Consider the following 26,938-nt stretch of genomic DNA (forward strand, 5'->3'; position numbering starts at 1 on the left):
CACCTCATCCCTACTTTACAAAGAGATGGTAAAAACAGAGGTAGCTAATTGGTTAAAATTTGTTTAAAAATACGAGATTGCCGTGCGAACGTGTTAAAGTGGAGAAAAATATTATGTTTGGTTGGAGAAAGTGGGAGGGAATCGCCATGATTTTTTTTGATATAGATGCGACTTTACTCGATCATGAATATGCAGAAAATAAGGGAGCATTGGATTATTTTTATCAGCGCACAGATTCATTTGATCTTACGGATGAAGAATTTATCAACAAGTGGAATGATTTATCCAAAAAACACTTTCAAAGATTCTTGGACGGGCACTTGTCCTTTCAAGAGCAACGCCAAGTGCGAATAAAGGAATTGTATGGGACTGATTTAACAAACGCGCAGGCTGATAGGGAGTTTGACTATTATTTGCAACTATATAAAGAGAATTGGAAGGCATTCGATGATGTTATTTCTTGCCTGGATCTTCTATTAGATAAGAAATACAAGCTAGGTATTATAAGCAATGGTGATTACGAACAACAAATTGAAAAGTTGGACAAGATCGGAATCACTCAATACTTTTCTTATATTTTCACATCAAGCAAACTCGGGGTTGCAAAACCAGATAGTAACATATTTTTAGAGGCATGTTATCAAGCTAACTGTAACGTGAGCGAAAGTTATTACGTTGGTGACAATCTTGAAATTGATACAGTTGGGAGCTTGAACGCAGGTATGAAAGGCATTTGGTTAAATAGAAAGAATGAGCCTTTTTCTCACTCTGGAACTACTATACATAGTCTTAAAGAATTGGGAGCACTATTCTAAAAAATGAGGGATCATGATGCCGCACATCGTCATCGTAGAAGATGAAAAGGAAATTGGATCTTGGTTACAAGATGTTGTTACTGAAGCAGGCCTTGAAGCTACGTGGGTAACGACAGGCGAAGAGCTCCTTACAATAAAAAATGAAGTTGATCTCGTCATATTAGATGTCATGCTTCCCGGTCTGGATGGATTCAGCACAGGCAAGCGTTGGAAAACTCAGCATAGCGATGTTCCCATCTTAATGTTATCAGCAAGAACAGCCGTCGAGGATAAATTAGAAGGCCTCTCCTTTGCGGATGATTATGTCCCGAAGCCATTCCACCCCGAAGAGTTATTAGCACGAATTCAAATTCTGCTCCGTCGCTACGACAGGGATGCTACTCAGGTGATTGACATAGGTCAGTTGCGCATTTCTCTTAAGGATCTGTGTATACATAACCGGGAAACTGGTGGAGAAATTTTACTCACTGGAAAACAGTACGCCATCTTTCGCTATTTCCTTCAACACGCGAACTTTATTTTAACGAAAGAACAAATTTATGAAGGAGTTTGGGGAGAACCGTACATTGAAGGAGACAAAACACTTATGGTCCATATTCGACATTTGCGTGAAAAACTAGAGCGAGATCCGAGCGATCCGAAAATTATTGAAACGGTGCGGGGCATTGGTTATCGGGTGAGGACACGATGAAAAAGCTTTGGCGCCGATTTCGGGGCGAAGGGAAACACAAGAAAAAATTACTGCATAAATACACAGGGATTTTACTGGTAGGTATATTATTTTTCCCGCTCTCCTTCCCCCTCACGACAGTTTTCATTTATTTACCTGCAGAAGTGTTGTCAGATGCCTCCCTTCCGTATGCAAACTTAACGGATTTGGAAGACACCTTTCATGAGGAAGTGGACCGTCTACCTTCTTCCCCATCACAGATAGAAGCTTTTTTGAAAGAGTGGCATAAAAAATATCCAGACGCCTCTTTATTTTGGTTGAATCGTGAAGGATACCTGCAACAGTTTTTTGGGGCTGAACCACAAAATCTAATACCAGGTCCGTGGACACCAGGAGACACGGTGCAGTTTATGAAAGATAACTACGATAGTGATCCTTTTACAATTGTAGCCTTTATTGGAGAATCCAAAAATGAGGGGTTCGCCGTATTCCAAGTAGACCGATCCTTAACCGAAACCCCCTTGGACAACTTCACAAAAAAATACGGAATTTATTTTTACGCATTCATGTTCGTTTTTTTAGCGGCATTTCTGTTTATATCGTGGCGCTTTTTTAGAGGAATCCAAAAAAGACTGGTCCAGCTTGAACACGGTATGCATCAATTAGACGATGAAGGCATCCCAACCCCTGTGCTGATTACAAAGGACGATGAAATTGGAGCTCTTGAGCATTCATTCCAGGAAATGGTCGCCCAACTTAAAGAAGATCGTAGGAAGCAAAAAGAGGAGGAACAGCTACGAAAGGATTTAATTGCGCACCTCTCACACGACTTAAAAACACCGCTAACTGCTTTACGCGGACAGCTTTACCAATTGCAACAAGAGCCACAAAACGAAAAGAGCACACACATTACAACGCAAATGAATCAAAAAATCATGCACATAAGTCAGTATATGGAGCAGCTACTTTCCTATACACTCTTAAGTGCTGGACGATATCAATTTGAGCCCACTACAGTAGATTTGCAAAAGAAACTACGGAGTTTTCTCGCTATATGGTATCCATCATTCGAAAAGAGAGGGATCCAGGTTAAAGTGGACATACCGGAAACACCCGTAAGAACACGTCTCGACCCGTCTTGGTTGGAGCGAATTGTCGATAACTGCATGAGTAACATACTCCAGCATGCAACCGGTGCGACCACAGTAACGTGCATACTCGTTACTACCGAAAACACGTGGATAGTTAAGTTTATAGATAATGGACAAGGAATAAAAGCGGAATCGAAAACACGCGGCGCACGGGTTGGTTTGTCGATCGTTTCACTTATGTGCGAACGGATGAACGTGACGTGGTCCATTGACTCCATTGAAGGAAAAGGAACTGTCGTCACTTTCTCTGGGGATACCTTTTATCCGTAGTCGTCCGCCCCATCATTTGTTGTTTTAATAAAAGCCAGGATCAATACGAAAACATTCGAAATTGTGTGGGGGAATTGCAAGGTGACCATTCGTAAAGCATATACACGTGCTGGTTCTGATTCAAGTGGCAGGGCTGATATTCAAGCAGATTTGAAAACGTTTCAAGATTTAGGTGTGTACGGAATGAGTGCACTCCCCAACCGTGGTGGCGATAGATCCTAACAATTCACCCCCAATCCCCATAATCGCTTTTTCCCAACAACTTTAGTATGATAATGGTAACAAACTATTGCCTGCTACTCGGAGGGATCTACATGAAGCCGATCACTACGAAACCGCTTCAACAAGCGATCGACGCGTTTCAAGAACAAGAAGTATATATCCATTTAGAGACAACAAATGGAGCCTACGCGACACATCATGGCGGGAAGGCATTTTCTGCTGGTGCCTACATTCGCAACGCAAAAGTGCGATACGAATATGGTCGTATCGCTGGGGACGGTCCTTTTCGCATTGGACTCAAACTCGGTGAACTTGGCTGGGTATATGCAGAAGGGTGTACACACTTTGAAATGGACGATCAAGGAAGGCTGCTCGTTGCCGGACACGATGATCAAGGCAAACTCGCTGTTGCGCTCCAATTGAGTTTAACTCCATTTGAATAGGAAGGGATGTATTCAGTAATGAAATCCGAACAACACGTACTCGTTGTGTTTCCTCATCCAGATGACGAGGCATTCGGCGTATCAGGTACGATTATGACACATCTTGCCGAGGGAACACCTGTCACATATGCCTGCTTGACACTTGGGGAAATGGGACGTAATTTAGGGAATCCCCCTTTTGCTACACGAGAATCATTACCGTTCATCCGCAAACAGGAGCTCGAGGACGCCGCACGCGTAATGGGTGTTGAAGATGTACGGATGCTTGGTATTCGGGACAAGACCGTAGAATTTTTGAATGATCGGGACTTAACTGATCGAATCACTGCTTTGTTAGATGAATTGCAACCTTCAAAGGTGATCACGTTTTATCCGGGTTATTCTGTTCATCCCGATCACGACGCTACCGGAAGAGCTGTTGTTCGTGCGGTTGGACGTATTCCTAAGGACCAACAACCGACACTACATTGTGTGGCCTTCTCCAAAAATTGCGTAGACGAACTCGGGCCACCTAATATCGTCCATGACGTCTCTCGCTTTATGCAAAGAAAAATAGAAACGGTCAAAGCACACAAATCCCAAACTCAGCTCACCACCTCCACATGGGAGGAAAAAATTGCTGATGGCGATACGGAAATGATTCAATGGATTACGAACGAACGCTTTTGGACTTATCAATGGTAAGAGCGAATTTTAGCCCCACATATATTGTGGGGCTTTTTTGATGGGGGATAGAGTAAGTCTGGATTTAGGATATTTGCCCCTGATCGCGGATATCTGCCCCTCACCGCGGATATCTGCCCCTGACCGCGGATATCTGCCCCTGTTCGCGGATATCTTCCCCTGATCGCGGATATATTCCCCTGATCGCGGATATCTGCTCCTGATCGCGGATATCTGCTCCTGTTCGCGGATATCTGCCCCTGACCGCGGATATATTCCCCTGATCGCGGATATCTGCCCCTCACCGCGGATATATTCCCCTGATCGCGGATATCTGCCCCTCACCGCGGATATCTTCCCCTCACCGCGGATATATTCCCCTGATCGCGGATATCTGCCCCTCACCGCGGATATATTCCCCTGATCGCGGATATCTGCCCCTCACCGCGGATATATTCCCCTGATCGCGGATATCTGCTCCTGACCGCGGATATCTTCCCCTCACCGCGGATATCTGCTCCTCGCTATCAATCAAATCTCACCTTTTATCCATCAAACGGAATAAGCCGACCTGCTTACAAAGGGTCAGGTCGGCTCTAACAGCGTTCAATCATTCAAGATTGCCGAATCGAAATCGTAAAAGTATACTTATCACCACGATAAATCGATTTCGACCATTCAATCGGGTCTCCATGCACGGTACGCGTAATCCGGTTAATAATTAGAACAGGTGCACCTTCTTCAATCTGCAGCGCCTCTGCCTCCTCTTGTGTTGCAAGTCCTGCATCAATTGCTTGATCAGCTTCAGCGAGTAAAAGACCACACTCGGTTTGCAAAAATGAATACAAGGAATGTTGCGCAAGCTTTTCCTCTGTCAACCCTTTTACTTCATTAGCTGGTAAATACGTATATTCAATCGCCATTGGAAATTCATCGGCATAGCGAATTCGAGACACGTAGTAAACCGGGGTATTTTCCTTCATTAATAACACATCGGATACTTCTTCATGGGCAGGAATAATCTCAAACTGCAGCAAACGGGAAGACGGCGTCATACCTCTTGAACGAATGTCCTCTGTGAAGCTAGTCAGTCCATAAAGGGGTTGCTCTAGCTTTTGTTCCTGGACATACGTCCCACTCCCTCTTCGCCGCAATAATAATCCTTCAATCACAAGCTGTTCAACCGCATGCCGAAGTGTCATACGACTCACTCCAAATTGATCACACAGCTTCCGCTCAGGGGGTATGAGTTGACCTGGTTTGTATATACCAGCATAAATTTGTTCTTTTAACGTGTCAGCAATTGCTACGTAACGGGGAACATTCGGGTTCATCTCGCCACCCACCTTTCCCTGCTATCGTAGCAATTCTGGACACCCGTTGTCTATACCACCTTAACTTGGTATAAATACATTTTCCTTCAATGTCATCGATCCCGTTTCTCCATCTCCACTCGATACTATACCAATTTCCGTAAGACCATTACTTTGTCATCTTAGATTCTTTCTCAGCACGTGATAAGATAAGATAGCTAACACCGGCTGCTAGGAGTGCCACTAAAACTAATAGACTCGCGAAATACCAAGTGTTCTCCAGTACCATCTCGCCTAGTGCCACCCATACATCCATCATCCCTGGAAATAAAGCGGCGACAATTCCAATGCCGATTACAACAAGTCCCCATACCGTACCAAATCGATACATGAGGGCTCCTAATGCAAACATTACAAAGATCAAAAGTGTATTGATTGCAAAATCAAATCCAGCCATATACCAAACCGATGGGCTCTCCACCCAAAACTCTACAACATGAAGCACGGCGACTCCTGAGATTGAGATCCCTACCGCCTCAAACGACTATCCTATATAGTAAACTTGAAATGACACATCGTCTAACGCTATCCTCTCGCCATACCGCTTAGTCACATTCTGCAAATCAATCATTCTTCTCTTCCCCCTTCTCCACCATGTCAAAGATATCTTGTTTAGACAGGTGTAAACGCTTTGCCTCATTTTGCATAGGAACGACAAAGCGCAAATAGAATTGCTGTTTTCGTTCCTCGAGTAGCTGTTGTCTTGCCCCTTCTTGAACAAACATTCCGATCCCTCGCTTCTTGTACAAAATGCCTTCCTCGACGAGCTTGTTGACCCCTTTGGCCGCTGTAGCAGGGTTAATTTGAAAATGAGTAGCAAATTCATTTGTTGAAGGTACGCGTTCCCCTTCTTGTATAGAGCCATCTACAATTGCGTCCGCGATGCGTTCTGCAATTTGTTGGAAGATGGGGCGATTATCTTGAAATCTGGTAGACAATTCATCGCCTCCTTCAGTTTGTTATTTGGTTAATTACTTATGTAACTAACTATATGACAGACCAACCTGTTTTGGCAACCCCTTTTGGAATAATTTACCCGTCAATATTCGACAAAGGACGATCCCCTTAACGAGGACCGTCCAGCTTCAATTCATATAGGTAGACAGGATCATCTCTGTAAAAGCCTTTTCTAATGAGTGATTATATTTCATTAGAGCAAACGCATGGGCTTTCGGTGGTTGAATTCGGTGTGGAAAGATTTCCATCACCCGACCCTCTAACCGTTCACGGCGCACAGTTGAGGCTGGCACATATGTGAAGCCTAATCCCTCTTCAACAAAGCGCTTTGCAATGTGCACTTGTGACACGCGTATCATTTTTACTTGTGGGTAAGTGATCTGCACGTCTACATACAAATCTCCCCAGATTCCTGGATGATGATCGGTGAACAGTGTAAACTGGCTAAATACCTCTTCCTCTTGTAACGGTGGTCCAGAATCATGATCGACTCCATCGTGTGGAGCTATGCAAATAACGGGCTCTTCAAAAAGCGCTTCTGTTAAGCACCTGGTTGATCGCGCTGGCAAGCAACTGACACCATAGTCCACGCCACCTCGTAATACAGCTTCTTCAATTTCCTTTGATTCCATTACTTGAATCGACATGTCTACCTGTGGATGGTTGTGTTGAAAGGTTGTCAATACAGTAGGCAAAACGGTCTCAGCAAGTACCGGGGAAATGGCGATATGAAACGGTTGTACCCTCCCTTGTTGAAGAGAATGGACCCGTTCTTGCAAATTTTCCGTCGCTTGTAAATAGCGCTTTGCCTCCGCAAACACGATGCGTCCTTCTTCTGTTAATTGCACTCGCTGTTTTGTTCGCTGAAATAGCTGGATACCAAAATGGGTTTCCAGCCTTTGTATATGTAAAGTGACTGTTGGTTGAGAAACGAACAATTCTTCTGATGCTTTGCGAAAGTTTTCATGCCTAGCCGCTGCGCAAAATGTGCGTAGCCACGATGTCTCCATTGCAAATCCCCCACTTGATTATTAGTACTAATTAACTTCTTCATATATTGTTAATTTTCCTTTATGAAGGTGCCCCATATACTTACAACTATAGGGAGGAGATTTCTATGTATGCGAAAGGTTTAAAAGGTATCGTAGCAACCGAAACAGCGATCAGTCACATTGATGGGCAGGCTGGTGTTTGTTTGTACAGAGATAAGCCACTGGGAGAATTAATGGAAGGGTTCTCTTTTGAGAGTGTCATGTTCCTTCTTTTAAATGGAGAGGAAGCTTCACCTAAGCAAGAACAGTTACTTCGAGAAGAAATGCAAACATACCGTACGATTCCCGCTCGTACGATCAAGCTTTTAGAGGATACGCCAAAGCAAGTCGGCATGATGAGCGCGATCCGCACCGCTGTCTCTTCTTTACAAGAGGAAGACCCAGTACAGGATTCAATGAAGGAAGCTATCCGAATTATTTCAGCCCTTCCTACCATTGTCGCCTATCGATACCGCTCGCTACATGATTTAGTGCTGATTCCACCACAAAGTGAATCTAGCCATATTGAGAACTTTTTGACGATGCTCCACGGAAGGCAACCGACGAACGACGTTGTCCGGGCTTTGGAAACATACACCATCCTTACAATGGAACATGGGCTGAATGCTTCTACGTTTGCCGCACGGGTAACCGTATCTCCTCGATCTGACATCTATTCCGGTGTCACCGCGGCGATCGGAGCAATGAAAGGGCCTTTGCACGGGGGGGCTCCTTCCGAAGTAACAAGCCTGTTACAAGAAATTCGAGATGCCAGAGATGCGCGATCTGTGTTAGAGCGAAAAATTAAAAACGGCGAGCGACTCATGGGGTTCGGGCACAGACTATATAAAACTGTGGATCCTCGAGCTGCTACTTTAAAAGGGTTTCTTTTAAATGAACAACCCGATAATAACTGGTTTCAGCTTGCACTTCACGTAGAGTCTATCGCCGTAGATTGTTTGGAAAAACATAAACCAGGACGGGGATTGCACGCAAATGTTGAATATTACGCTGCAGCGATTATGCAGGCGGTTGAAATCGCTCCAATGCTCTTCACGCCTATTTTCACGATGGCACGCTCAGTAGGTTGGTGCGCACACATTTTAGAACAACAAGAAGAGGATGTACTATTCCGCCCTCTCGCCCGTTACATTGGCCAGAGCGCTGTGACAGAATCACCATAAAATAAATGGTACAGCTTTTTTTCGCTGTACCACTTATTTTGAAACTTCTTTAAAAGTAATTTCGTTTACTTGCTCAGTTTTCGTATCGAATTGAATGTCCACAATCACGCCGAACTCCTTGTCTTTACCTTTTAACCATAGCTTGAATTTCTCACTGCTAAATTTCTCCCCATCGTCCCTGCCAACATGATGATAATCAATAATTTTGGCATTAGGATACTGTTTTGTTGTTTTCTGCATAGCAAGTTTACCCCATTTGGCATACGGGGGTTTCTCTGCCATTATGGTATGACCTGCGTCACTAGGAGTTACAACTGAATTTCCAACTAACAACATGGTAAAAACCACTACACTTACTAACAGCTTCTTCATACATGAAAACTCCTTCTTTTTAGTATAGATTTCACAAGCTACCATACTTTTATCCATTTGACTTACCGTACCACTCGCCCCGTTACACAGGTACCGGTGTCATGATAGAATGGAACCTATCACGAACGGACAGGAGCGATCATCATGAACAAACCACACAACGAAGCATACAAAGCAGTAAGAACCTTTCACGAAAGCTTCCATCTCCCATACGAAGACAAACCTACATTATTAACAGAGGAACGCGCACAAAAAAGAGCGGCCTGGATGCGTGAAGAGATTGAGGAGTTTATAGAAGCAGTGCAGGACAAGGATTTAGTAGGTCAGGCAGATGCTATGATTGACCTCATTTACTTTGCATTTGGTACGCTTGTTGAAGCTGGGACAGAGCCGAACGACTTGTTCAACATCGTTCACCAAGCAAACATGGATAAGCTTTGGGAAGATGGAAAACCTCGCTACCGTGAAGATGGGAAAGTTATCAAGCCTAAAAATTGGGAGGCTCCAGAACCAAAGCTTGCGGACGCTGTTACGAAACAATTATCTAAATAAACCTATATAATTCAGGTTCTCTATAAAAGGGAGTTTTTGTCCTTAGTCTGGATTTGTGCCTGATTAGTCCGCACACTCAAAAAAAACGGCAGGAACGTTCACACGTCACTGCCGTTGCTCATATTACTTCTTCTTTTCATCCTTCTTCACCCGTTTTCCTTCTTTCCTTCTTTCTTTCTCTTCTTCTTTCTTTCGCTCTTTTTCCTCTAATTTCTTTCTTTTCTCTTCCCTTTTCTTGTATGACATACTATCTTCTGTTGTATACTGCTCCCAGTTTTCCGGTACGAGTTCGTCTCGTTTAATGGCTTTAATAAACGAGAAGGCCATTAAGATAATAATCGGGAAGATCGGGACGGCTCCTAAGGTCGTCATCGCTTGTAGCGGCTTCAGTCCTCCGATAAACATGAGAATCATTGGTAAGATCGAGATGGAGAAAGCCCAGAAAAGACGGTTCCAGCGAATGGGATCGTCATCCACTTTATCTTGTGTAATAGCTGCTAAAATGTAAGAAGCAGAATCAAATGTTGTCGCTAAAAAGATGGTAGCAAGGACAACAAAGAGCGCTACCGCAATCGCTCCCAGTGGCAAACTGTCGATTATCGCAATAATCGCTGTCGCATCACCTTGATCATTGACGATCCCTACTACGTCAAGAATACCTTCAACTTGAAGATACAGCCCATAGTTTCCAAATACAATAAAGAACAATGCACACCCTAGCGTTCCGTAACCAACAGACCCTAATATAATTTGGCGTACGGTACGCCCTTTAGATATTTTTGCAATAAACAATCCGATAAATGGGGCAAACACTAACCACCATGCCCAATAGAAAATAGTCCATGCTTCAGGGAACCCTGAATTTTCGATTGGGTCTGTCCACATACTCATACGGAAAAAGTTATCCAATAGCAATCCGATACTATTTGTTCCCATCTTCAACAGGAACAACGTAGGTCCAACAAATAATACAAAGAGAAGCAATATGGCAGCGATCCACAAGTTCCAATCACTTAACACCTTGATCCCTTTTTGCAAACCTGAAAATGCACTGAATCCAAAAATGATAGTGACTGTAAGAAGGATACCGATTTGCAATGGATACCCGTCAGGAATACCCGTTAAGTTGTTAATACCTGCAGAGATCATTGGTACACCGAGTCCGAGCGTAGTTGCTGCGGAGCCAAGTAAGCCAAACATAAAGAAAATATCGAGCGACTTTCCTAGTGGTCCATCTGTTAGCTTGCCTAGTATCGGTCGGCACGCTTCACTGACTTTCAAGACAGGCTTTTGTCTTACGTAATAGAAGTATGCAATCGGTAGGGCTGGTAAAACGTACATGGCCCACGCAATGGGACCCCAGTGAAAAATTCCATAAGTGGCCGCCCATTCAATTGCTTCCGATGATCCCACCTCTAAACCAAAAGGCGGAGCTTGATAATAATACACCCATTCGATCGTTCCCCAGTAAAGAATGCTCGATCCAATTCCGGCACAAAAGAGCATTGCTGCCCAGCTAATCGTATTGAATTGAGGGTTTTCATCCTTTTTCCCCAGCTTAATGCGCCCAAAACGGCTTAGTGCAATGTAGATGAGAAAGATAAAGATACCTAGTCCTAACCAGAGGAAAAAAACACCAAAGGTACCTGTCACCGCGGTATTGAGTGAGTTGAGAATTTCCCCACCTCGTTCGGGGTTCATGGCGAGAGGAATCACAGCAGCTATTAAGAGAGCAAACGTTGCTGAAAACGTCACCCAATCAATTTTTTCTTTATATACAGGTTGAGTTGATTCTTGTTTGTTATTGTCCATGGTTTCTCCTTTCCTGTTCACCCTTTCTTTTTGTTGAATGTTTCCTAAAACATTTCACAGGTCAATAGTTGTTTACCCCCTATCAAAAAGTGTAAACCTGTTTATTTAGCACAACTGCTTGCCTATTTTCAGTTTGCTCGACAAAATTCGGGTCGTACCTGTTCCCTATAGGTCCCTATAGGTACAAAATTCGGGTCGTACCTGCTCCTTATAGGTTGTGCAAATTCATGAAAAAAACCACCTTTTTGGTGGTTTTTTTCTAATTTGGCTTTGTCAATTGTAGTATTTTCTGAACGGCTTTGGCCACACCGTCTTCTTTGTTGGTGGCCGTTACTTCATGTGCTACTTCCTTTGCTTCCATTACCGCATTTCCCATGGCAACCGCATGACCGACTCGTTGAAACATGGACAGATCATTCAATTGGTCACCAAGTGCCATCGTGTCTTTCATCGAGATACCGAGTCGCTTCGTATGAGCAGCAAGCGCAATCCCTTTTTGGGCGTCTTTATGGTTGATTTCTAAGTTATCCATACCGGATGAAGAGAGAGCCAGTTCCTCATTGGACACCACTGTTTTCGCCTCTTCCAATTGACTTGGATCCTTTGAGAACACAAGAAGCTTATAAACTTCTATAGCGTCATCTTTAGTTAATTCTTGTAGATAAGGAACTGTTTTCATCATGCCGTCATCAAATCTCTTTGAGGCTTCCTTCTCAACATCCTCCCTTGACATCGAAGGGTTTGCAGAAAGGAAGACATTTACGAGTACCTCGATCCCCATTTCCTTGCTTTCTGTGTATGTACCGCTGTTTGTATACACCTCGTAATAAACCCCGATCTTTTCCAAATTCCGCATCACCTGTAACGCAAGCAGTTTTGGGATCGGTGTTGAATAAACCTTCTCCCCCGCTTCATTTCTTACTTCGGCCCCGTTTGTACAGATGATCGGACAAGTTAGTTCCGCTTCCTTTAATACTTTTTCCGCTTCGTAATAGGCTCTACCCGTTGCGACCACTACGTGAATTCCGGCATGTTGTGCTGCCTTGAGTGCCTCTTGATTTGCTTTTGAGATTTCTTGTTGTTCGTTTAGCAACGTACCGTCCATATCTGTTGCGATGCACTTGATCATATATCTATCACTCCATCTCTACCGACTGCACGTTCATTGTACGCCCTTTTTCTGGTCATGTAAAAGAGGATTGAATAACTTGTCTAGACATGATTATTCGTCCAGTCTCGTTCTAAAAAGAAAAATGGAACAGTAAACTCTCCCATGCCCTCCTCTCACCCCTCGGAACGGAAAATTCACTCATATTTGAATATTTTACAAATGTCTGCTTTAATTAGTAACTATGGTTTAATCTTCACAAAAATTCTACAAAAGGGTGGTACATGCCTATGATTGAACTTCAAGGTATTTACAAAGTTTACGATGACGGACACGAAGCGTTAAAAGACATTCATCTAACGTTTGAGGATGGCGACATTAACGTCATTATCGGTCCGAGTGGGTGCGGAAAAACGACAACGATGAAACTGATCAACAGACTTATTCAACCATCAAAAGGGAACATTTTAATCGATGGCAAAGATACGTCTACTCTTAGTAGCGTTGAACTTAGACGCAGCATTGGCTACGTAATTCAAAGCGTGGGGCTTTTTCCTCATATGACGATTGCCCAAAATGTGGGGGTAGTTCCTAAACTATTAAAGTGGGAAAAGCACAGGATTGATGAACGAACAGACGAATTGTTACAACTTGTGGGGCTCGAACCTGATACGTATCGTCACCGCTTTCCATCTGAGCTTAGTGGTGGTCAACAACAGCGCATCGGCGTGATCCGTGCTTTAGCAGCCGAACCGTCGATTATTCTTGTGGACGAACCATTCAGTGCACTCGACCCCATTAGCCGCGAACAACTTCAGGATGAGCTTATCAATTTGCAAAAAACGATTAAGAAAACCATCGTATTTGTCACGCACGATATGGATGAGGCGTTAAAAATTGCAGACAACATCGTGTTGATGAAAGATGGTGAGGTAGTTCAACAAGGTAGTCCAGAAAATATTTTACGTCATCCAGCAAATGAATTTGTCGAAAGCTTTATTGGCGAGAAACGACTTAGACAAGCAAATAATATGTCGACCGTCCAAGATGTTATGAGGAAAAACCCTGTTAGAGCAAGTGATAAGCGTGGACTGGCAGAAGCAATGAAAATGATGGAACGTAAGCAAGTTGACACGCTTCTCATTGTAGATAAAAGTGACGAACTAGAAGGGTATGTAACTATTTACGATGTCCTTGGGCATTTCCGTGAAGAAAAGAAAAAACTGGCCGATATTGTGAAGCCTTTTGAGCACATCGTCAAACTTGACACCCCTTTAACAGAGGCTATTCAGCTCATGAACGACTACAACCTGCCTTACATTCCTGTTACAAACGACAAAGAAGTGCTCCAAGGACTCGTGACTCGCGGCAGTATCGTGGGGCATATAGGTGAGTTGTATCCGCCTGAAGAACAAGGGGTGCTGTAAATGATAGAGTATATTACGGTTTTCAGCGAACGCTACCGAGACTTGTTGACAGCTTTAGGAGAACATATTTATATCTCTGGCTTATCTGTCCTATTTGGTAGTTTACTAGCCATTCCACTCGGCATTTATTTAACTAGAATGCGAACAAATTGGGTCAAAGGCACTATCTTTACAATCGCTAATGTGTTTCAAACCATCCCGAGCCTTGCTTTACTAGCGATGCTCATTCCACTGTTAGGTGTCGGATTAGCGCCTGCTATTTTCGCACTATTCCTCTATTCTTTAATGCCACTTTTGCGGAATACGTACGCGGGTTTTCAATCTATTGATCCGGATATTATCGAGTCAGCCAAAGGGATGGGCTATAGTCCCTTTCAACGTCTGACTCGCATTGAATTACCACTAGCCTTTTCTTACATTATGTCAGGGTTGCGTGTAACGACCGTATATATTATTAGCTGGACAACACTGGCCACATTAATCGGTGCCGGGGGTCTTGGACAGTTGATCGTCGGTGGTTTAGGCGTGAACGACAAGCAACTCATTTTCGCGGCTGCGGTAGCTTCTATGCTACTCGCACTATTCGTTGACATCGCACTAAACCGTGTTGAACGTTTTGTATCACAAAAAACCCATACGGAGACGAATGCGTAATGGGGAGGAATAAGATGAAAAAACGTAAACTATTGATTCTTTTGTCTATGGTATTCCTTTTGTCTGCGTGTGGTTTTGGCGGTCTTGGACAACAATCGATCACCATTGGGACGCAAACATTTACTGAATCAAAAATTATTGCCTATATGTACAAAAACTTAATTGAGCAAGATACTGATATCGAAGTAAACGTTCTTACAGATTTAGCCGCCTCGCCTATCCTTATCGATGCGATGAACAATGACGACGTACAGCTCGGATCACTTTATACTGGAGAAGTATTTAACGGGTACTTTCCATTTGACCAATCGGAGAGAGATCCCGAAGCAGTTCTACGTGCTGCTCAAGAAGGGTTCGATGAGTATTACAATTTTACTTGGCTCGATTCACTTGGATTTGAAAATACCTACGTCCTGACCGTTACAGAGGAAGTTGCACAAGAATACAATTTAGAGACCGTCTCAGATTTAGCAGAAGTAGCAGCCGAAATGCGTCTCGGCGTGGATACAACCTGGTTGGAGCGCGAAAATGATGGATACGGAGCCTTTACAGAGACATACGGATTTGAATTTGGCGAAGTGTTCCCAATGGAGATCGGACTTGTTTACAATGCCGTGGCAAGTGGTGAGGTAGACATCGTTCTTGCTTATTCAACTGATCCACGTTTAAAACAGTTTAACCTCGTGACACTTGAGGAAGACAAAAACTTCTTTCCTCCTTACGACATGTCAACGGTGATGAAAAATGAGCTTTTGGAAGAAAATCCAGAAATCGAAACCATCTTAAGTCCGCTGATTGGTACGATTGATGAAGCCAAAATGACCGAGTTGAACTATCTTGTAGACATCGATGGGTATACACCTGAGGATGTGGCTCGTTCATTTCTTAGTGAACAAGGCCTACTCGATGAGGAATTCAGCTTGGATGACGTCTTTATTAGTGATGCCGGTGGGATTGTTGGGTTTTATCACTATCTACTCGGAAACTGGGATACGTTACTTGAGCTCACGTATGACCATATTTTAATGGTTATTCTCGGCATCACAGCAGCACTTATTGTCGGCGTCCCGCTAGGCATATTGAGTGCAAAAAGCGAACGGCTAGCTCGCATCATTTTGACGTTAACGAATTTAATACAAGTCTTTCCGAGCCTTGCGCTACTTGCCGTGCTCATGATCTTTTTCGGTCTTGGCTTCAACACCGTGGTTATCGGCTTATTCCTCTATTCGCTATTGCCGATCACTCGAAACACATACGTAGGGTTGAAAAATGTGAGCGGTGATCTCAGCGAAGCCGGACGCGGAGTGGGGATGAACAAGTGGCAATTACTTCTTAGTGTGCAAATTCCACTATCCATTCCGTTTCTTCTCACGGGTATTCGCGTCGCCGCAGTTATTGCCATCGGTGTTGCGACGATTGCCCCATTTATAGGAGGCGACGGATTAGGACGAGATGTGTACTCAGGCATTAACTTGCGTGACAATATGCGAATCTATGGTGGGGCCATTCCTGCCGCGCTTTTAGCGATAGTGGCTGACTTATTGCTTGGGCGTTTAGAGAAGAGAGTAACACCTAAATAAACACTTTATTAACAGCTTATCCACAGGGTAGGCTGTTTTCTTTTTGTCATGCATAGATGACAAGTCACTCTTTTTCGCTTGTCCCACGCAGAACGTTCAAATACTATTCAATTTTACGTTTATCTCTATTAAAAAAGGGAATATAAGGATTGGACTTTATTTTCCTCTAGTTGTTTGTCATTTATAGGGGAAGCTACTTATATGTCAACTGTCCAAGGGGAGGCTAACTTTTTCATGAATGGTGAAAAACGACTGTGGTTCAATAGTGTATTCTGGGTATCAGCTATCGTGATTGCTGGTCTATCTATCATCGGAGCTGTCATGCCCGGTGCGTTTCAAAAAGGTGCCAATGCAGCATTTGGCTTTACTACCTATGCATTTGGTTGGTTTTATTTAATTTCAGTATTTTTATTTTGTGTTTTCTGCATTTATCTAGTGTTTAGTAAATACGGAAAGATCCGTCTCGGGAAAGATGAGGATCGCCCACAATATTCATTTTTCTCATGGATCGGTATGCTATTTTCCTGCGGGTTCGGTGTTGGGATCGTTTTTTATGGAGTAGCAGAGCCGATGAGCCATTTTTTTACTCCCCCTCACGAGACAATGAACCCACTTACCGAAGAAACAGCCCGTGAAGCGATGAAATATTCATTTTTCCACTGGGGAATAAGCCAGTGGTCTGTGTTTGCAGTGGTCGGACTCGCTATCGGTTATTTTCAGTATAGAAAAGGGACCGATGGAATGATCTCCACAACGATGAAGCCCCTTTTTAAAAAAGATAACGGTAACGCCCGCAAAATTATTGACATCCTCGCTGTTATTGCAACTGTTATGGGTGTCGCTACATCATTAGGTTTGGGAATATTGCAAATTAACGGTGGGCTTAACAGTGTGTTTGGTCTTCCACAAAATACGCTAGTCCAATTATCTATTGTCGGCATTTTAGCACTGCTCTATATTATCTCTACCACAACAGGACTAGAACGAGGGATCAAATGGTTAAGTAACTTGAATTTATCACTCACCTTTTTACTGATGATCTTTGTTTTTGTTACAGGACCTACCGTATTTATTCTAAACACGCTAACCGTGGGTATTGGCGATTATGTGTCAAACTTTATTGAAATGAGTTTTCGCTTAACTCCCTATCGCGGGACAGATTATACTTGGGTACAAGACTGGACGATCTTCTATTGGGCGTGGGCAATTGCGTGGTCGCCATTCGTAGGAGCCTTCGTTGCACGAGTATCGCGGGGACGCACGATTCGTGAATTCATTTTTGGTGTACTGATCGTGCCACCACTCGTCGCTATCGTTTGGATTGCTATTTTTGGAGGAACCGCCCTCAATTTAGACCTATTTGGTGGAACTTCCATTGCGGAGGCCGTCAATAATGACCTAACACAAGCGTTATTTGTTACGCTACAAGAGTTACCCTTCACGACATTTGTTTCTATCCTGGCATTGTTGCTTATCCTCACATTCCTTGTTACCTCAGCAGACTCTGCTGTGTACATTTTAGGAGTGATGACATCAAAAGGATCGCTGAACCCATCCATTGCTATTCGTGTCATTTGGGGCATACTTATCGCAGTGATCGCCGCCGTACTCATCATCTCCAGTGGACTAGAAGGCTTGCAAACGGCGTCACTCGTATCTGCCTTACCATTCACCGTTATACTTGCTTTAATGTGTTTGTCTGTTTATAAGTTACTGAGACAAGAGCCGCATGTTTCGAGACGGACAAAACGGGCGAAAGAACAGAAATAATGCATAAGAAATCCCCTTGCGCTTGTAAGCAAGGGGATTTTTGTATTTGTGCAGGTAGCCTTGTAACAGCATAAGAAAGAGCCCTATACAGAGGGCTCTTTCCTTACATTAAACTATTCTAACCTTCTTCAACACAGTAAATAAGAGCAGTCAATCGCAATTACGGGCAACCTTTAAAAGTAGTGAGTTATGGATACACGACGCAGTTTACGGTAATTGTTTACCTTTACCGCACTTTTTGCCATTCCCTTGACTTTTGTCAGGTTGATCTGATGCTCGATTTTTACCTTTTTTATTCTTTTCACTAGATACTTGCTGATTGCCTTTTCCATTGTGCTTATTTCCTACTTTGCCATTACACGAATTAACTGATTCCTCTTGATAGTCTCGTACACGGTATAAATTAAAATCATCTACGCTTCCCCATGCACCTGCGCTCGCTTCTATACTTGCACCAATAGTTACCGTTCCATCTAAAACAAGAATGTCTGTAATTTCGGGGTTACTCCAATTTACCCAACCATCTACTGTAGTACCAATCTTGTATTCTTCATTACTAGTATTTGCATAGATATACATGTCTGATTCCTGTGCATCCCCGCCTTGCAGAAACATAGAAAGATTGTAATAACCTGGTTCTAAGCCAGTAATTGTCTGTTCTACTTTGAAATTAACAGCATCCACTGAGTAAAAACTCAGTGAATAATCCCCTGATTTAGCATCGGAAGCCTTTTGTTGATAGTCGGTGTGAGGTGAGGATTCATTTTCATAAATTATCTCCCACATACTTCGTTCACTATCTTCAAAGCTTGGGTTAAGCACATAATTTACAGGTTTAATCTGAAGATTTGCCTTTACAATAGCTCCTCCTTCCACAACGCCCTCTATCACATAGGTGCCAACACCATTGCTTATTGCTTGTTCTAGAGCTCCGCTATCCCATGTTACTGAAGTAGATCCTTCACTACCATCATTATAGATGACTGCTACTGTTTCGGGTAAAGTAACTTTTTCTCCTAAAATAGCGCTTATGGATATATTTTCTATTTTGTCAATTTTCAACTCGGTAACGGCCCCTGTATCGACGTATTTGAAAACATTTAGTGAAGGTAATGGGTTTCCATTAAAATCAAACAGTGCTTGATTATCTACAGCACTCCCTCCGTACCACTCACCGGCGTCTTCAGGATCATATTCTGCAGCATAACTAGAGGCCCAACCTGATCCATATTCCTCCCAAATCGCCTTGTTTTGCTCTACATTTTCAGTTGATCCTACGGGAATCCAAGCCGGTTCCCAATAGAATACTCCAATACCCGCTTCACCTACATTCACAACAGCTTCTATCACATCTCTTACAGCATTCGCTTGACCTTGTACCGTAACAGGGTAACGCAAGGTTTGACCGGATTCTTTCGGTGCTGTATTTCCGTGTCCATCTCCGTCCTCAGCTGTGTACGTATACGATGTTTCAGCAACCATCACTTGTTTGTCATAAGTCTCGGCAACATTTTTCAGAACGGAGGTCAAATTATTTAATGTACCGTGCCAGAATGGATAATAAGAACTGGCAAATATATCATAGTCGACACTATTTTTGCTTAGGGTTTCTGCTATTGTTGCATATCTTCCCACAGACTCGGGGTTGGTAAAATGTAAAGCTACCAAAATATCAGGATTTATGGATCGAATCGCTTTACTTCCCTCATTAAATAATTCGCTCATTTTTGTCCAATCGGTTTCTCCAACAAATGCTCCATTTGTTTCGTTTCCGACCTGTACCATGCCAATATCAATTCCCTCATTCAGCATGGCTTGCAAGCTTTCTTTCGTATACTGATAGACGGCATCTTTCTTATCTTCAAAGCCCAAATCAGCCCAAGCCTTTGGTGCCTGTTGTTTAGCTGGATCCGCCCAAAAATCAGAATAATGGAAGTCCACTAGTAACTTCATACCATTAGCGGTAGCTCTTTTTCCTATTTCAATAGCTGTTTCTAAGTCGTTGTTTCCACCTCCATAACCATTTCCTTGCGAATCATAAGGATCATTCCAGACACGTACCCGAATATAATTGATCCCTGCTTCATTTAATGTCTTAAAAATGTCCTGCTGCTCTCCAGCTTCGTTATAAAAATTTACACCACTATTTTCTAACGCAATAATACTGGAAACGTCCGCTCCCTTTATAAATTCCTCATCAATACCCTCTACTCTATCTACAAAAATATCAGCTTCTACTGGTTCAGGGATATCCGTGTTTCCACCTTCATCTAGTATTAAGCGAAAGCTATCTAAATAACCCCAAGAATTCGGTGCCCCGGTCACGTTGGCTCCTACTTGAAAGTCTGACACGTCTTCCGTTAACTCAAACTTCAAGGTCATTGTCCCCCAAGCGTTGTAACCTGTGGTTGCGACAGCATCTACTGTTTCTTCCCCTGCAAATAGTTTCACATTCCCACCTTCACTACCTACTCCTCCCATCGTTCTAACAGATAATTCATAGTTTCCAGCTGGTAGCGTTGCAATTTTTTGACTGACAGTAAACGCCTGACTTTCGTTTGACGAATCTTTAATCCAATACTTAAATGCACGCTCACCTTCATCAGCAGTCATCCATGTATCTTCCGAATATGAAAAGTGCTGTATATCGACATTATCCCAATTCAAAGTATCAACCAGCCATGAACCATCGTCAAAAAAGTTCGATTCAAATCCACCATTTGCTAAGTAATTATCTTGTAAATTTGCTGCATACCCAAGATGACTATGTACCGGAAATAGGCCAAGCACCATAAGAAACGCTAAAAGCATCGATAGTAACCTTTTACTGCTAACTTTTCTTTTCATACCCCTCACCCTTTGATTTTATTTTTAGGCTTTTTTCGCACAGATATAACATATCGCTCCGGAAATACACTACGCTTTCCGCGAGCTCGAGCTGAGCCTCCTTTTTCGTGAGTGGCTCGGCGTTGCGTAAGCAAGGATATCGAGTGTGCCTGCGTTGCGACAGGGACATCGCGCACTTAGCAGTCCTTCCTTACTAGCGACGGTGCGGATTTAGCCGAGGTTCCTTACTAGGAATGGAGGAACATCCACTCTACATAATAGACTGGATGTTCCCCAAACAAATAAAATTAGCTATTTTTCTCCACGATTCTCACTTCATATTTTTCTAGAGTTATCTCACCTGTTATCTCTTCTCCAGTAACCATATCCTTTACTGTAGATTCAAACGTAACAGGTTGGGTTTCTTCCGTAAAATTCATCACAAACACGTAGTCTTTTTGATGATCTTGTCTAACCTGTACAGATACGCCTTTACCGTGTTTTACTGGAGCAGCCGGTTCAAGCGATAAGTCTTTCAGCAATCCCTTATAGAAATCACGATGAAATGGATCGTTCAGGCGTGCACCAATATAGTAGGATTTCCCTTCTCCGTATTGGTGGCTTGTAACCGCCGGTGTATTTGCATAAAAATCATCTTGGTAAAGACCTTCTGCGTTTGCTGACGTTAGCTCAATTACGGTCGCATAATCTTTTAACTGATAGGTTTTGTTATGATAATTTACATAGTTTTTATCGTTTGGATATAACGTATCTGTTTCGATAGGCTTCATACCAAAAATCTCTTGCAGATCTTGATGCCACCCGCCCAAGTATGTTAAATCATGCTCATTCACAATACCACTTATATAGGTCATGACTAATGTGCCACCGTTTGCCACAAAGGTCTTTAACCGCGAAATCGTATCTTCACTTACTAAATAAAGCATAGGAACAATCAGTAATTTACACCCGGAAAAATCCTGTTCTTTCGTAATTACATCTACTGAAATACCTTGTTCCCAAAAGGTGCGATAATGTTCCTGTAGTGTTTGCGGATAACGCTTCGTCTCCATTCCAAAACCTTGAGCATCATTGATTGCCCAATTGTTCTCCCAGTCATATAAAATGGCAACATCAGACGTACGATTCGTTCCTACGACTTTAGACAACTTTTCTAACGTTTCTCCCACTTTGGCAACTTCTTTAAAGACACGGTTTTCCGAACTATTGTCATGATCAACAACGGCACCGTGGAATTTCTCCGAAGATCCGCGCGATTTCCTCCACTGGAAATACATCACACTATCAGATCCGTGTGCAATCATTTGCATCGATGATAGTTCATGCATGCCTGGGCGCTTTGCCTTATTAACGTTATGCCAGTTGACCCCACTGGGTGTGGATTCTAACAATAGGAAAGGTTGTTGTTTTAGACTCCGATACAAGTCGTTAATAAAGCCTACTTTCATTGCCAGATCAGCAGTAGTTTCCCAATCATTGTGCCAAGCAGGGTAAGCATCCCAGCTGATTACATCTAGATGTTTGGCGAACTTGCTATAGTCAAGTGCTTGAAATGGGATTAAATCATGAGTATCCGCCATAAAATTTGTCGTAATCGGGATGTTAGGTGTCAATTCCTTTAAAGGAACAATTTCATTTTCAAAAAAAGAAATTGTCTGATCCGTGATAAACCGGCGCCAATCCAAGTTTAAACCGTGTACGGCATTCTCGCCTATTGGGGAGGGAGACTCAATTTGTGACCACTCGCTGTACGTATGACTCCAAAAAGGGGTCCACCAAGCATCATTCAAGGACTTAAGATTATGATCAAATTTCTCTTTAAGCCAGTCCCTAAAGGCATGTTGACACTTCTCGCAATGACATTCCCCACCATATTCATTCGAAATATGCCACATTAACAACGCAGGATGATTGCCATACCTCTCCGCCAAAAGACGATTAATATTTTGTGTTTTTTCACGGTAAACCTCTGAAGTAAAACAATGATTATGCCTTCCTCCATGCAACTGCTTCAGTCGATTCTCATTCACTCGCAAAACATCAGGGTATTTTTGTGACAACCAAGCAGGACGCGCCCCACTCGGTGTAGCTAAAATAACTCGACCGCCAATTTTATGGATGTTATCGAAAATTTCATCCAGCCATTCAAAGTGATATACCCCTTCTTCTGGCTCCAGGGCACTCCAGGCAAAAATTCCAACCGAAAACGCATTTGTATGGGAAAGCTGCATCAATTTAACATCATCAGCTAAAATATCAGGTCGATCTAACCATTGATCAGGATTATAGTCTCCTCCATGAAGCATAAAGTTGGCTTGTGTAGTGTATGTTTTTTCATGTTTTGACATAATACTCTCCTTCTAACATCATGTAATACGAATATCTCTTATCCTTTCGTTCCACCAGCAGTTAATCCCGATACAAAGTTCTTTTGTAGCAATACAAAGATGATAGCAACTGGGATACTTATAAGAATGGCTCCAGCAGCAAAGGTCGTATAGCTTGCCCCCATTACATCATTTACTAAATTGAATAGCCCAATTGGCAAAGTATAATATTCAGGTGTTCTCAATATGACAGAGGATAGAACGAAGTCCCCAAGAGGACCTGTAAAGCCATTCATCGCAACGACTGCTATCATTGGTTTAGACAAAGGCATTATAATTTGCCAAAATATCCTTGTATTGCTTGCCCCATCTATTTTGGCACTTTCATCTAAGTCAATTGAAATGGAATCCATATACCCTTTCATCAAATAGGTATTCATCGGAATAAGCCCGCCAATATATAACAAAATTAATAACCAATGACTATTCATCATGCCTAGAATCTGCGCTAAAACAAATAGTGCGATCAAAGCGGAGAATTGTGGAATCATTTGTAGTAATAAAAATAACGTTAAAGCATTTTTTCTACCTTTAAAACGAAAACGTGAAAAAGCATAAGCTGTAAAGGAGACACTTACTACTGCCCCAATCATTGTAAATACGCTAATTTTTAATGAGTTCAAATACCACTGGCCATATTGCAAACTTTCGCTCCCTGCAAACAATTCTTTATAATGAGCCACTGTGGGGTTTTCTGGAATGATTGAGGTACTAATTAAACTATTACCTGGATTAAAACTAGCTCCGACAGTCCAAAGTAAGGGGTAGATGATGATAATTACCATAAGGGTTAATATTGAATAAGAGATAAAGAGTCGAAGTAATTTTCTCCTCTTCGTATCTTTTAGCATTTTTTAAGCCCCCTCTTTAAATGAATTTGTACGTCTGAATTGCCATAATGCAATAGCAATAACAAATACAGATAACAAAATAGTTAATGCTGCTGCTAGAGAATATTGACTTGATTGCAATGTCAGTTTATAAATCCAAGATACTAATATATCTGTTCCCCCAGCCGTAGAACCCGGCTCTGCAGGACCACCACCGTTGAAAAGATAAATAATATTAAAGTTATTAAAATTAAATGTAAATTGCGTAATAATAATTGGGGCCATTGCTAGTAAGATCATCGGCATGGTTATATGTTTAAATTTAGAAAAAACAGAAGCGCCATCAATGGTCGCTGCCTCATAAAGATCCTCAGGAATAGATTGCAAAACGCCTGTCGTGACAAGAAATATATACGGAAATCCGAGCCATCCTTGCATAAGGATTAGTGCTAATCTTGACCAGTTAGAATCTGTCAACCAAGGGATTGCATCAATTCCAAATGCAGCTAGAATATCATTGTTAATTGCACCAAAACTGTCATTAAAGAGACCTGCAAAGATTAGAATAGTTACAAAACCTGGTACAGCCCATGGTAAAACGAGAACTGTACGATAAAATCTTTTGAAACGGATCTCTTTCTGATTGACGATAGTTGCTAATAAAATTCCGAGCGTTACTTGAAGACTTGTAGCAACCAACGTCCAGACAACCGTCCACCCTAGAACATCGAAAAAGGTTGAGCGCCAAATGTCGACTGTGAAGATTTTTGAAAATGTCTCTAGACCTACCCAATCTGCTAAATTAGCTGGTGGAGAATGGTACAAATCATAGTTTGTAAATGCTAGTGCAAAACTAAATAAAATAGGGAATATAACAGCAAATATTAATATAAAAAGAGATGGACCACTTACAACGTACGGGTATCCTTGAGAAACAACATTGTGGTATTGATCCTTAAGTGTACTTAGCTTCCGATTTTCGTCACGTAACCTCCCATTTTTATAGGCATCACGAAGATTTAAATAGTAGACAGCAAGTCCAAAACACGTCACAATAACTGCAATAATCCCTTCCGCTAATAGAAAAACTGAATTATCCCGCGGTACTTCAGTTCCTAATGTAAAGAGCCCCCAGAAGCCCATATTCAACATATCTCCAAACACTGCAAAGAAAGCCCCGCCAATACTGAGGAACAAAAGACCTTTTACCCATTGCCTATTATAGAGCTGGCCCATTCCAGGAATAATCGATAATAGTAAGGCTATCTTACGATGTTGCACACTCTTCACCTCTTTATAAATAAGGTCCTAAAAAATACTATTCTATTTAATTGTTATAATAAATGGTGTCAAACACAGAAAGCGTTTGACACCATCATTCCAACTAATTAACTTCCAGATTGCTTTGCCTCAATTTGTCCTGCAATTGTATCTACAGCTTGATCTAAAGCCTCTTTTGGTTCTGCCTTACCTGTGGCTATTGTTTGTAATGCTGCATCAGTTGGTAGCCACACTTCATTCATTTCAGTAATATTAGGTGTTAATTCTGCAAACTGAGACTGTTCAGCGACTGCTTGCGCCACCGGACTTTCAGCAACGACTGGGTCATTAGCTAAAGCCTGTACAGCGGGAACTTCTTTGGTAATCTCATATCTTGTTCTAGAGTTTTCTTCATTGGCTAGGAATACAACTAATTTCTCTGCTAGTTCAGTATTTTTTGAGTAGGAGCTGACATTGTAACTTTTCACACCAACAAACGAACTCATATTTTCTCCATTTGACAATTGTGGTAATTTCGCTACCCCAAAGTCAATCCCAGCTTTTGTAAATGGGTCGACATTCCATGGTCCAGAGATGACTGCAGCAGCTTTTCCTTCTGTAAACAGCGAGTCTAATACACTAATACCTTGTTCCCCGATGATACCTGCGGGGAATATGTCTTCTTCATAAAACTTTTGAATATACTCTGCACCCTCTATAGCACCTTCATTATTTAATCCGATATCGGTTGAATCATAGTTACCACTATCATCCTGTCCAAAAATGTATCCGCCGTAGCCACTCAATACACTTTGCGCATAATAGATTTGGTCAAACAACGCTAGAAACCCAAAGTTTTCACCATCCGTTAATTCCTGGGATAGCCCATACCACTCGTCTAAAGTTGTCGGTAACTCTTCCTCTGAAACAATATCTTTATTATAGAAAAGCACCGTCGTCTCTACTGCTTTTGGCAATCCATATACTTTGTTATCTACTTTTTGAGATTGCATCGCCACATCTGTATAGATGGATTGAGTATCTTCACTTACGTTTAACTCTTTGATCAACCCTTCAGTTACAGCTGTTCCAATTTGGTCTCCGGGCATCGTAAGTACATCTGGCCCAGTTCCAGCTGGTCCATCCAAACGTAAATCTTCAATTTGTTGTGCATAAGTTCTTTCCTCAACTTTGACAGTAACATCATTTTCCTTTTCAAACTTTGCAATGGCTTCTTCAATTCCTTCAGATTTCTCTACGTCTTCCCACACTAATAAATCATATTCTTGGTTTTTCGGTGCTTCCTCCGTATCTTCTCCTCCACTTGCCTGTGGTCCACAAGCAGCTAAAGTTAAACTTAAAGCAATACCACCCATCAAGCCAAAATACTTTTTGCGACTCTTCATGGATATACACCCCTTCGTGTAAAATATCAAAATATTCATACTCATAATGAAAGCGCTTAACAATTAAAATATAGCACCATCAGGAAAAAAAGTAAACAACTTTTTTCCTTTTGTGGGTAAAATGTTTTACCAAAATAGAATGACTTAGTGTTCT

25 protein-coding genes and 2 pseudogenes are annotated in these 26,938 nt (G+C 42.2%); 12 read left to right on the forward strand and 15 right to left on the reverse strand.

What is annotated here, in order from left to right:
* Nucleotides 1-146: 146 nt before the first annotated feature.
* The 6 genes and pseudogenes from HHK01_RS14420 to bshB2 all read left to right on the forward strand — a co-directional run bounded on the left by HHK01_RS14420 (nt 147) and on the right by bshB2 (nt 4,255).
* Nucleotides 147-815: an HAD family hydrolase gene (locus HHK01_RS14420; RefSeq protein WP_170008424.1), complete on the forward strand. Its 669-nt coding sequence runs from the start codon at nt 147-149 to the stop codon at nt 813-815.
* 16 nt (nt 816-831) lie between these two features.
* Nucleotides 832-1,506: a response regulator transcription factor gene (locus tag HHK01_RS14425; RefSeq protein ID WP_170008827.1), complete on the forward strand. Its 675-nt coding sequence runs from the start codon at nt 832-834 to the stop codon at nt 1,504-1,506.
* Complete coding sequence (locus tag HHK01_RS14430) at nt 1,503-2,906, forward strand: sensor histidine kinase (protein WP_170008425.1); 1,404 nt, start codon at nt 1,503-1,505, stop codon at nt 2,904-2,906. Before HHK01_RS14425 ends, HHK01_RS14430 begins: the two co-directional genes overlap by 4 nt.
* Before the next feature lie 81 nt (nt 2,907-2,987).
* Nucleotides 2,988-3,132: pseudogene (locus HHK01_RS14435) on the forward strand (bifunctional hydroxymethylpyrimidine kinase/phosphomethylpyrimidine kinase); the annotation flags it as partial.
* Between the two features lie 88 nt (nt 3,133-3,220).
* The gene (locus HHK01_RS14440) at nt 3,221-3,571 is read left to right on the forward strand and encodes a YojF family protein (protein WP_170008426.1); all 351 of its coding nucleotides are present in this window, start codon (nt 3,221-3,223) and stop codon (nt 3,569-3,571) included.
* Between the two features lie 18 nt (nt 3,572-3,589).
* The gene (gene bshB2 / locus HHK01_RS14445; RefSeq protein ID WP_170008427.1) at nt 3,590-4,255 is read left to right on the forward strand and encodes a bacillithiol biosynthesis deacetylase BshB2; all 666 of its coding nucleotides are present in this window, start codon (nt 3,590-3,592) and stop codon (nt 4,253-4,255) included.
* Between the two features lie 9 nt (nt 4,256-4,264).
* On the opposite strand, the gene HHK01_RS14450 is transcribed toward bshB2, so the two are convergent.
* From HHK01_RS14450 to HHK01_RS14475, 6 genes are all read right to left on the reverse strand, one after another.
* Nucleotides 4,265-4,639, reverse strand: a complete 375-nt coding sequence (locus HHK01_RS14450) for a hypothetical protein (protein ID WP_170008428.1) — start codon at nt 4,637-4,639, stop codon at nt 4,265-4,267.
* A complete protein-coding gene (locus HHK01_RS14455) occupies nt 4,596-4,769 on the reverse strand; it encodes a hypothetical protein (RefSeq protein ID WP_170008429.1) in 174 nt (57 codons plus the stop codon). Before HHK01_RS14455 ends, HHK01_RS14450 begins: the two co-directional genes overlap by 44 nt.
* Before the next feature lie 79 nt (nt 4,770-4,848).
* Nucleotides 4,849-5,568, reverse strand: coding sequence for a GntR family transcriptional regulator (locus HHK01_RS14460; RefSeq protein WP_170008430.1), 720 nt, complete (start codon nt 5,566-5,568; stop codon nt 4,849-4,851).
* A 148-nt stretch (nt 5,569-5,716) separates the two neighbouring features.
* Nucleotides 5,717-6,052 (reverse strand): hypothetical protein, encoded by a 336-nt coding sequence (locus HHK01_RS14465; protein ID WP_170008431.1) that lies wholly within the window; start codon nt 6,050-6,052, stop codon nt 5,717-5,719.
* Nucleotides 6,053-6,170: 118 nt separating this feature from the next.
* Entirely contained in the window at nt 6,171-6,545 is a 375-nt protein-coding gene (locus tag HHK01_RS14470) for a GntR family transcriptional regulator (RefSeq protein ID WP_170008432.1), read from the reverse strand.
* 147 nt (nt 6,546-6,692) lie between these two features.
* Nucleotides 6,693-7,574, reverse strand: a complete 882-nt coding sequence (locus tag HHK01_RS14475) for a LysR family transcriptional regulator (protein ID WP_170008433.1) — start codon at nt 7,572-7,574, stop codon at nt 6,693-6,695.
* 107 nt (nt 7,575-7,681) lie between these two features.
* On the opposite strand from HHK01_RS14475, the gene HHK01_RS14480 reads away from it, so the two are divergent.
* Nucleotides 7,682-8,779: a citrate/2-methylcitrate synthase gene (locus HHK01_RS14480; protein ID WP_170008434.1), complete on the forward strand. Its 1,098-nt coding sequence runs from the start codon at nt 7,682-7,684 to the stop codon at nt 8,777-8,779.
* A gap of 33 nt (nt 8,780-8,812) precedes the next feature.
* On the opposite strand, the gene HHK01_RS14485 is transcribed toward HHK01_RS14480, so the two are convergent.
* Nucleotides 8,813-9,151, reverse strand: a complete 339-nt coding sequence (locus HHK01_RS14485; protein WP_170008435.1) for a DUF3889 domain-containing protein — start codon at nt 9,149-9,151, stop codon at nt 8,813-8,815.
* 138 nt (nt 9,152-9,289) lie between these two features.
* Between HHK01_RS14485 and HHK01_RS14490 the strand changes: the two genes are divergently transcribed.
* Nucleotides 9,290-9,703 carry a pyrophosphohydrolase domain-containing protein gene (locus HHK01_RS14490; protein ID WP_407646966.1) on the forward strand — a complete coding sequence of 138 codons (414 nt, stop codon included), beginning with the start codon at nt 9,290-9,292 and terminating at the stop codon, nt 9,701-9,703.
* A 123-nt stretch (nt 9,704-9,826) separates the two neighbouring features.
* Here the strand turns inward: HHK01_RS14490 and HHK01_RS14495 are convergent, their stop codons facing one another.
* The gene (locus HHK01_RS14495) at nt 9,827-11,515 is read right to left on the reverse strand and encodes a BCCT family transporter (RefSeq protein WP_170008437.1); all 1,689 of its coding nucleotides are present in this window, start codon (nt 11,513-11,515) and stop codon (nt 9,827-9,829) included.
* Nucleotides 11,516-11,774: 259 nt separating this feature from the next.
* Nucleotides 11,775-12,644, reverse strand: a complete 870-nt coding sequence (locus HHK01_RS14500) for a Cof-type HAD-IIB family hydrolase (RefSeq protein WP_170008438.1) — start codon at nt 12,642-12,644, stop codon at nt 11,775-11,777.
* Between the two features lie 269 nt (nt 12,645-12,913).
* On the opposite strand from HHK01_RS14500, the gene HHK01_RS14505 reads away from it, so the two are divergent.
* From HHK01_RS14505 to HHK01_RS14525, 4 genes are all read left to right on the forward strand, one after another.
* Nucleotides 12,914-14,050: an ABC transporter ATP-binding protein gene (locus HHK01_RS14505; RefSeq protein ID WP_170008439.1), complete on the forward strand. Its 1,137-nt coding sequence runs from the start codon at nt 12,914-12,916 to the stop codon at nt 14,048-14,050.
* A complete protein-coding gene (locus HHK01_RS14510) occupies nt 14,051-14,704 on the forward strand; it encodes an ABC transporter permease (RefSeq protein ID WP_170008440.1) in 654 nt (217 codons plus the stop codon). It abuts the gene before it with no gap.
* A 14-nt stretch (nt 14,705-14,718) separates the two neighbouring features.
* Nucleotides 14,719-16,284, forward strand: a complete 1,566-nt coding sequence (locus HHK01_RS15840) for a glycine betaine ABC transporter substrate-binding protein (RefSeq protein WP_322619374.1) — start codon at nt 14,719-14,721, stop codon at nt 16,282-16,284.
* 201 nt (nt 16,285-16,485) lie between these two features.
* Nucleotides 16,486-18,054 (forward strand): BCCT family transporter, encoded by a 1,569-nt coding sequence (locus tag HHK01_RS14525; protein WP_228027593.1) that lies wholly within the window; start codon nt 16,486-16,488, stop codon nt 18,052-18,054.
* 207 nt (nt 18,055-18,261) lie between these two features.
* On the opposite strand, the gene HHK01_RS15655 is transcribed toward HHK01_RS14525, so the two are convergent.
* The 6 genes and pseudogenes from HHK01_RS15655 to HHK01_RS14550 all read right to left on the reverse strand — a co-directional run bounded on the left by HHK01_RS15655 (nt 18,262) and on the right by HHK01_RS14550 (nt 26,784).
* On the reverse strand, nt 18,262-19,116 hold the full coding sequence (locus HHK01_RS15655) for an Ig-like domain-containing protein (protein WP_228027749.1): 855 nt from the start codon (nt 19,114-19,116) through the stop codon (nt 18,262-18,264).
* A 6-nt stretch (nt 19,117-19,122) separates the two neighbouring features.
* A pseudogene (locus HHK01_RS15660) lies at nt 19,123-20,283 on the reverse strand (arabinogalactan endo-1,4-beta-galactosidase); the annotation flags it as partial.
* A gap of 905 nt (nt 20,284-21,188) precedes the next feature.
* On the reverse strand, nt 21,189-23,252 hold the full coding sequence (locus tag HHK01_RS14535; RefSeq protein WP_170008830.1) for a beta-galactosidase GanA: 2,064 nt from the start codon (nt 23,250-23,252) through the stop codon (nt 21,189-21,191).
* Between the two features lie 35 nt (nt 23,253-23,287).
* Entirely contained in the window at nt 23,288-24,139 is an 852-nt protein-coding gene (locus HHK01_RS14540; RefSeq protein WP_170008442.1) for a galactooligosaccharide ABC transporter permease GanQ, read from the reverse strand.
* A 3-nt stretch (nt 24,140-24,142) separates the two neighbouring features.
* Nucleotides 24,143-25,399 (reverse strand): galactooligosaccharide ABC transporter permease GanP, encoded by a 1,257-nt coding sequence (locus HHK01_RS14545; protein WP_170008443.1) that lies wholly within the window; start codon nt 25,397-25,399, stop codon nt 24,143-24,145.
* 107 nt (nt 25,400-25,506) lie between these two features.
* The gene (locus tag HHK01_RS14550) at nt 25,507-26,784 is read right to left on the reverse strand and encodes a galactooligosaccharide ABC transporter substrate-binding protein GanS (RefSeq protein WP_170008444.1); all 1,278 of its coding nucleotides are present in this window, start codon (nt 26,782-26,784) and stop codon (nt 25,507-25,509) included.
* Nucleotides 26,785-26,938 lie beyond the last annotated feature (154 nt).

Source organism: Bacillus fonticola, assembly GCF_012955605.1.
Classification (GTDB): Bacteria; Bacillota; Bacilli; order Bacillales; family JC228; genus Bacillus_CG; species Bacillus_CG fonticola.

Bases quoted from the DNA above. Each gene is read 5' to 3' on its own strand.
- HHK01_RS14510 (WP_170008440.1), top strand. From the start codon at position 14,051: ATGATAGAGTATATTACGGTTTTCAGCGAACGCTACCGAGACTTGTTG.
- HHK01_RS14500 (WP_170008438.1), bottom strand. From the start codon at position 12,644: ATGATCAAGTGCATCGCAACAGATATGGACGGTACGTTGCTAAACGAA.
- bshB2 (WP_170008427.1), top strand. From the start codon at position 3,590: ATGAAATCCGAACAACACGTACTCGTTGTGTTTCCTCATCCAGATGAC.
- HHK01_RS14525 (WP_228027593.1), top strand. From the start codon at position 16,486: ATGTCAACTGTCCAAGGGGAGGCTAACTTTTTCATGAATGGTGAAAAA.
- HHK01_RS14480 (WP_170008434.1), top strand. From the start codon at position 7,682: ATGTATGCGAAAGGTTTAAAAGGTATCGTAGCAACCGAAACAGCGATC.
- HHK01_RS14505 (WP_170008439.1), top strand. From the start codon at position 12,914: ATGATTGAACTTCAAGGTATTTACAAAGTTTACGATGACGGACACGAA.
- HHK01_RS14420 (WP_170008424.1), top strand. From the start codon at position 147: ATGATTTTTTTTGATATAGATGCGACTTTACTCGATCATGAATATGCA.
- HHK01_RS14540 (WP_170008442.1), bottom strand. From the start codon at position 24,139: ATGCTAAAAGATACGAAGAGGAGAAAATTACTTCGACTCTTTATCTCT.
- HHK01_RS14440 (WP_170008426.1), top strand. From the start codon at position 3,221: ATGAAGCCGATCACTACGAAACCGCTTCAACAAGCGATCGACGCGTTT.
- HHK01_RS14475 (WP_170008433.1), bottom strand. From the start codon at position 7,574: ATGGAGACATCGTGGCTACGCACATTTTGCGCAGCGGCTAGGCATGAA.
- HHK01_RS14495 (WP_170008437.1), bottom strand. From the start codon at position 11,515: ATGGACAATAACAAACAAGAATCAACTCAACCTGTATATAAAGAAAAA.
- HHK01_RS14550 (WP_170008444.1), bottom strand. From the start codon at position 26,784: ATGAAGAGTCGCAAAAAGTATTTTGGCTTGATGGGTGGTATTGCTTTA.
- HHK01_RS14485 (WP_170008435.1), bottom strand. From the start codon at position 9,151: ATGAAGAAGCTGTTAGTAAGTGTAGTGGTTTTTACCATGTTGTTAGTT.
- HHK01_RS15840 (WP_322619374.1), top strand. From the start codon at position 14,719: ATGAAAAAACGTAAACTATTGATTCTTTTGTCTATGGTATTCCTTTTG.
- HHK01_RS14430 (WP_170008425.1), top strand. From the start codon at position 1,503: ATGAAAAAGCTTTGGCGCCGATTTCGGGGCGAAGGGAAACACAAGAAA.
- HHK01_RS14460 (WP_170008430.1), bottom strand. From the start codon at position 5,568: ATGAACCCGAATGTTCCCCGTTACGTAGCAATTGCTGACACGTTAAAA.
- HHK01_RS14425 (WP_170008827.1), top strand. From the start codon at position 832: ATGCCGCACATCGTCATCGTAGAAGATGAAAAGGAAATTGGATCTTGG.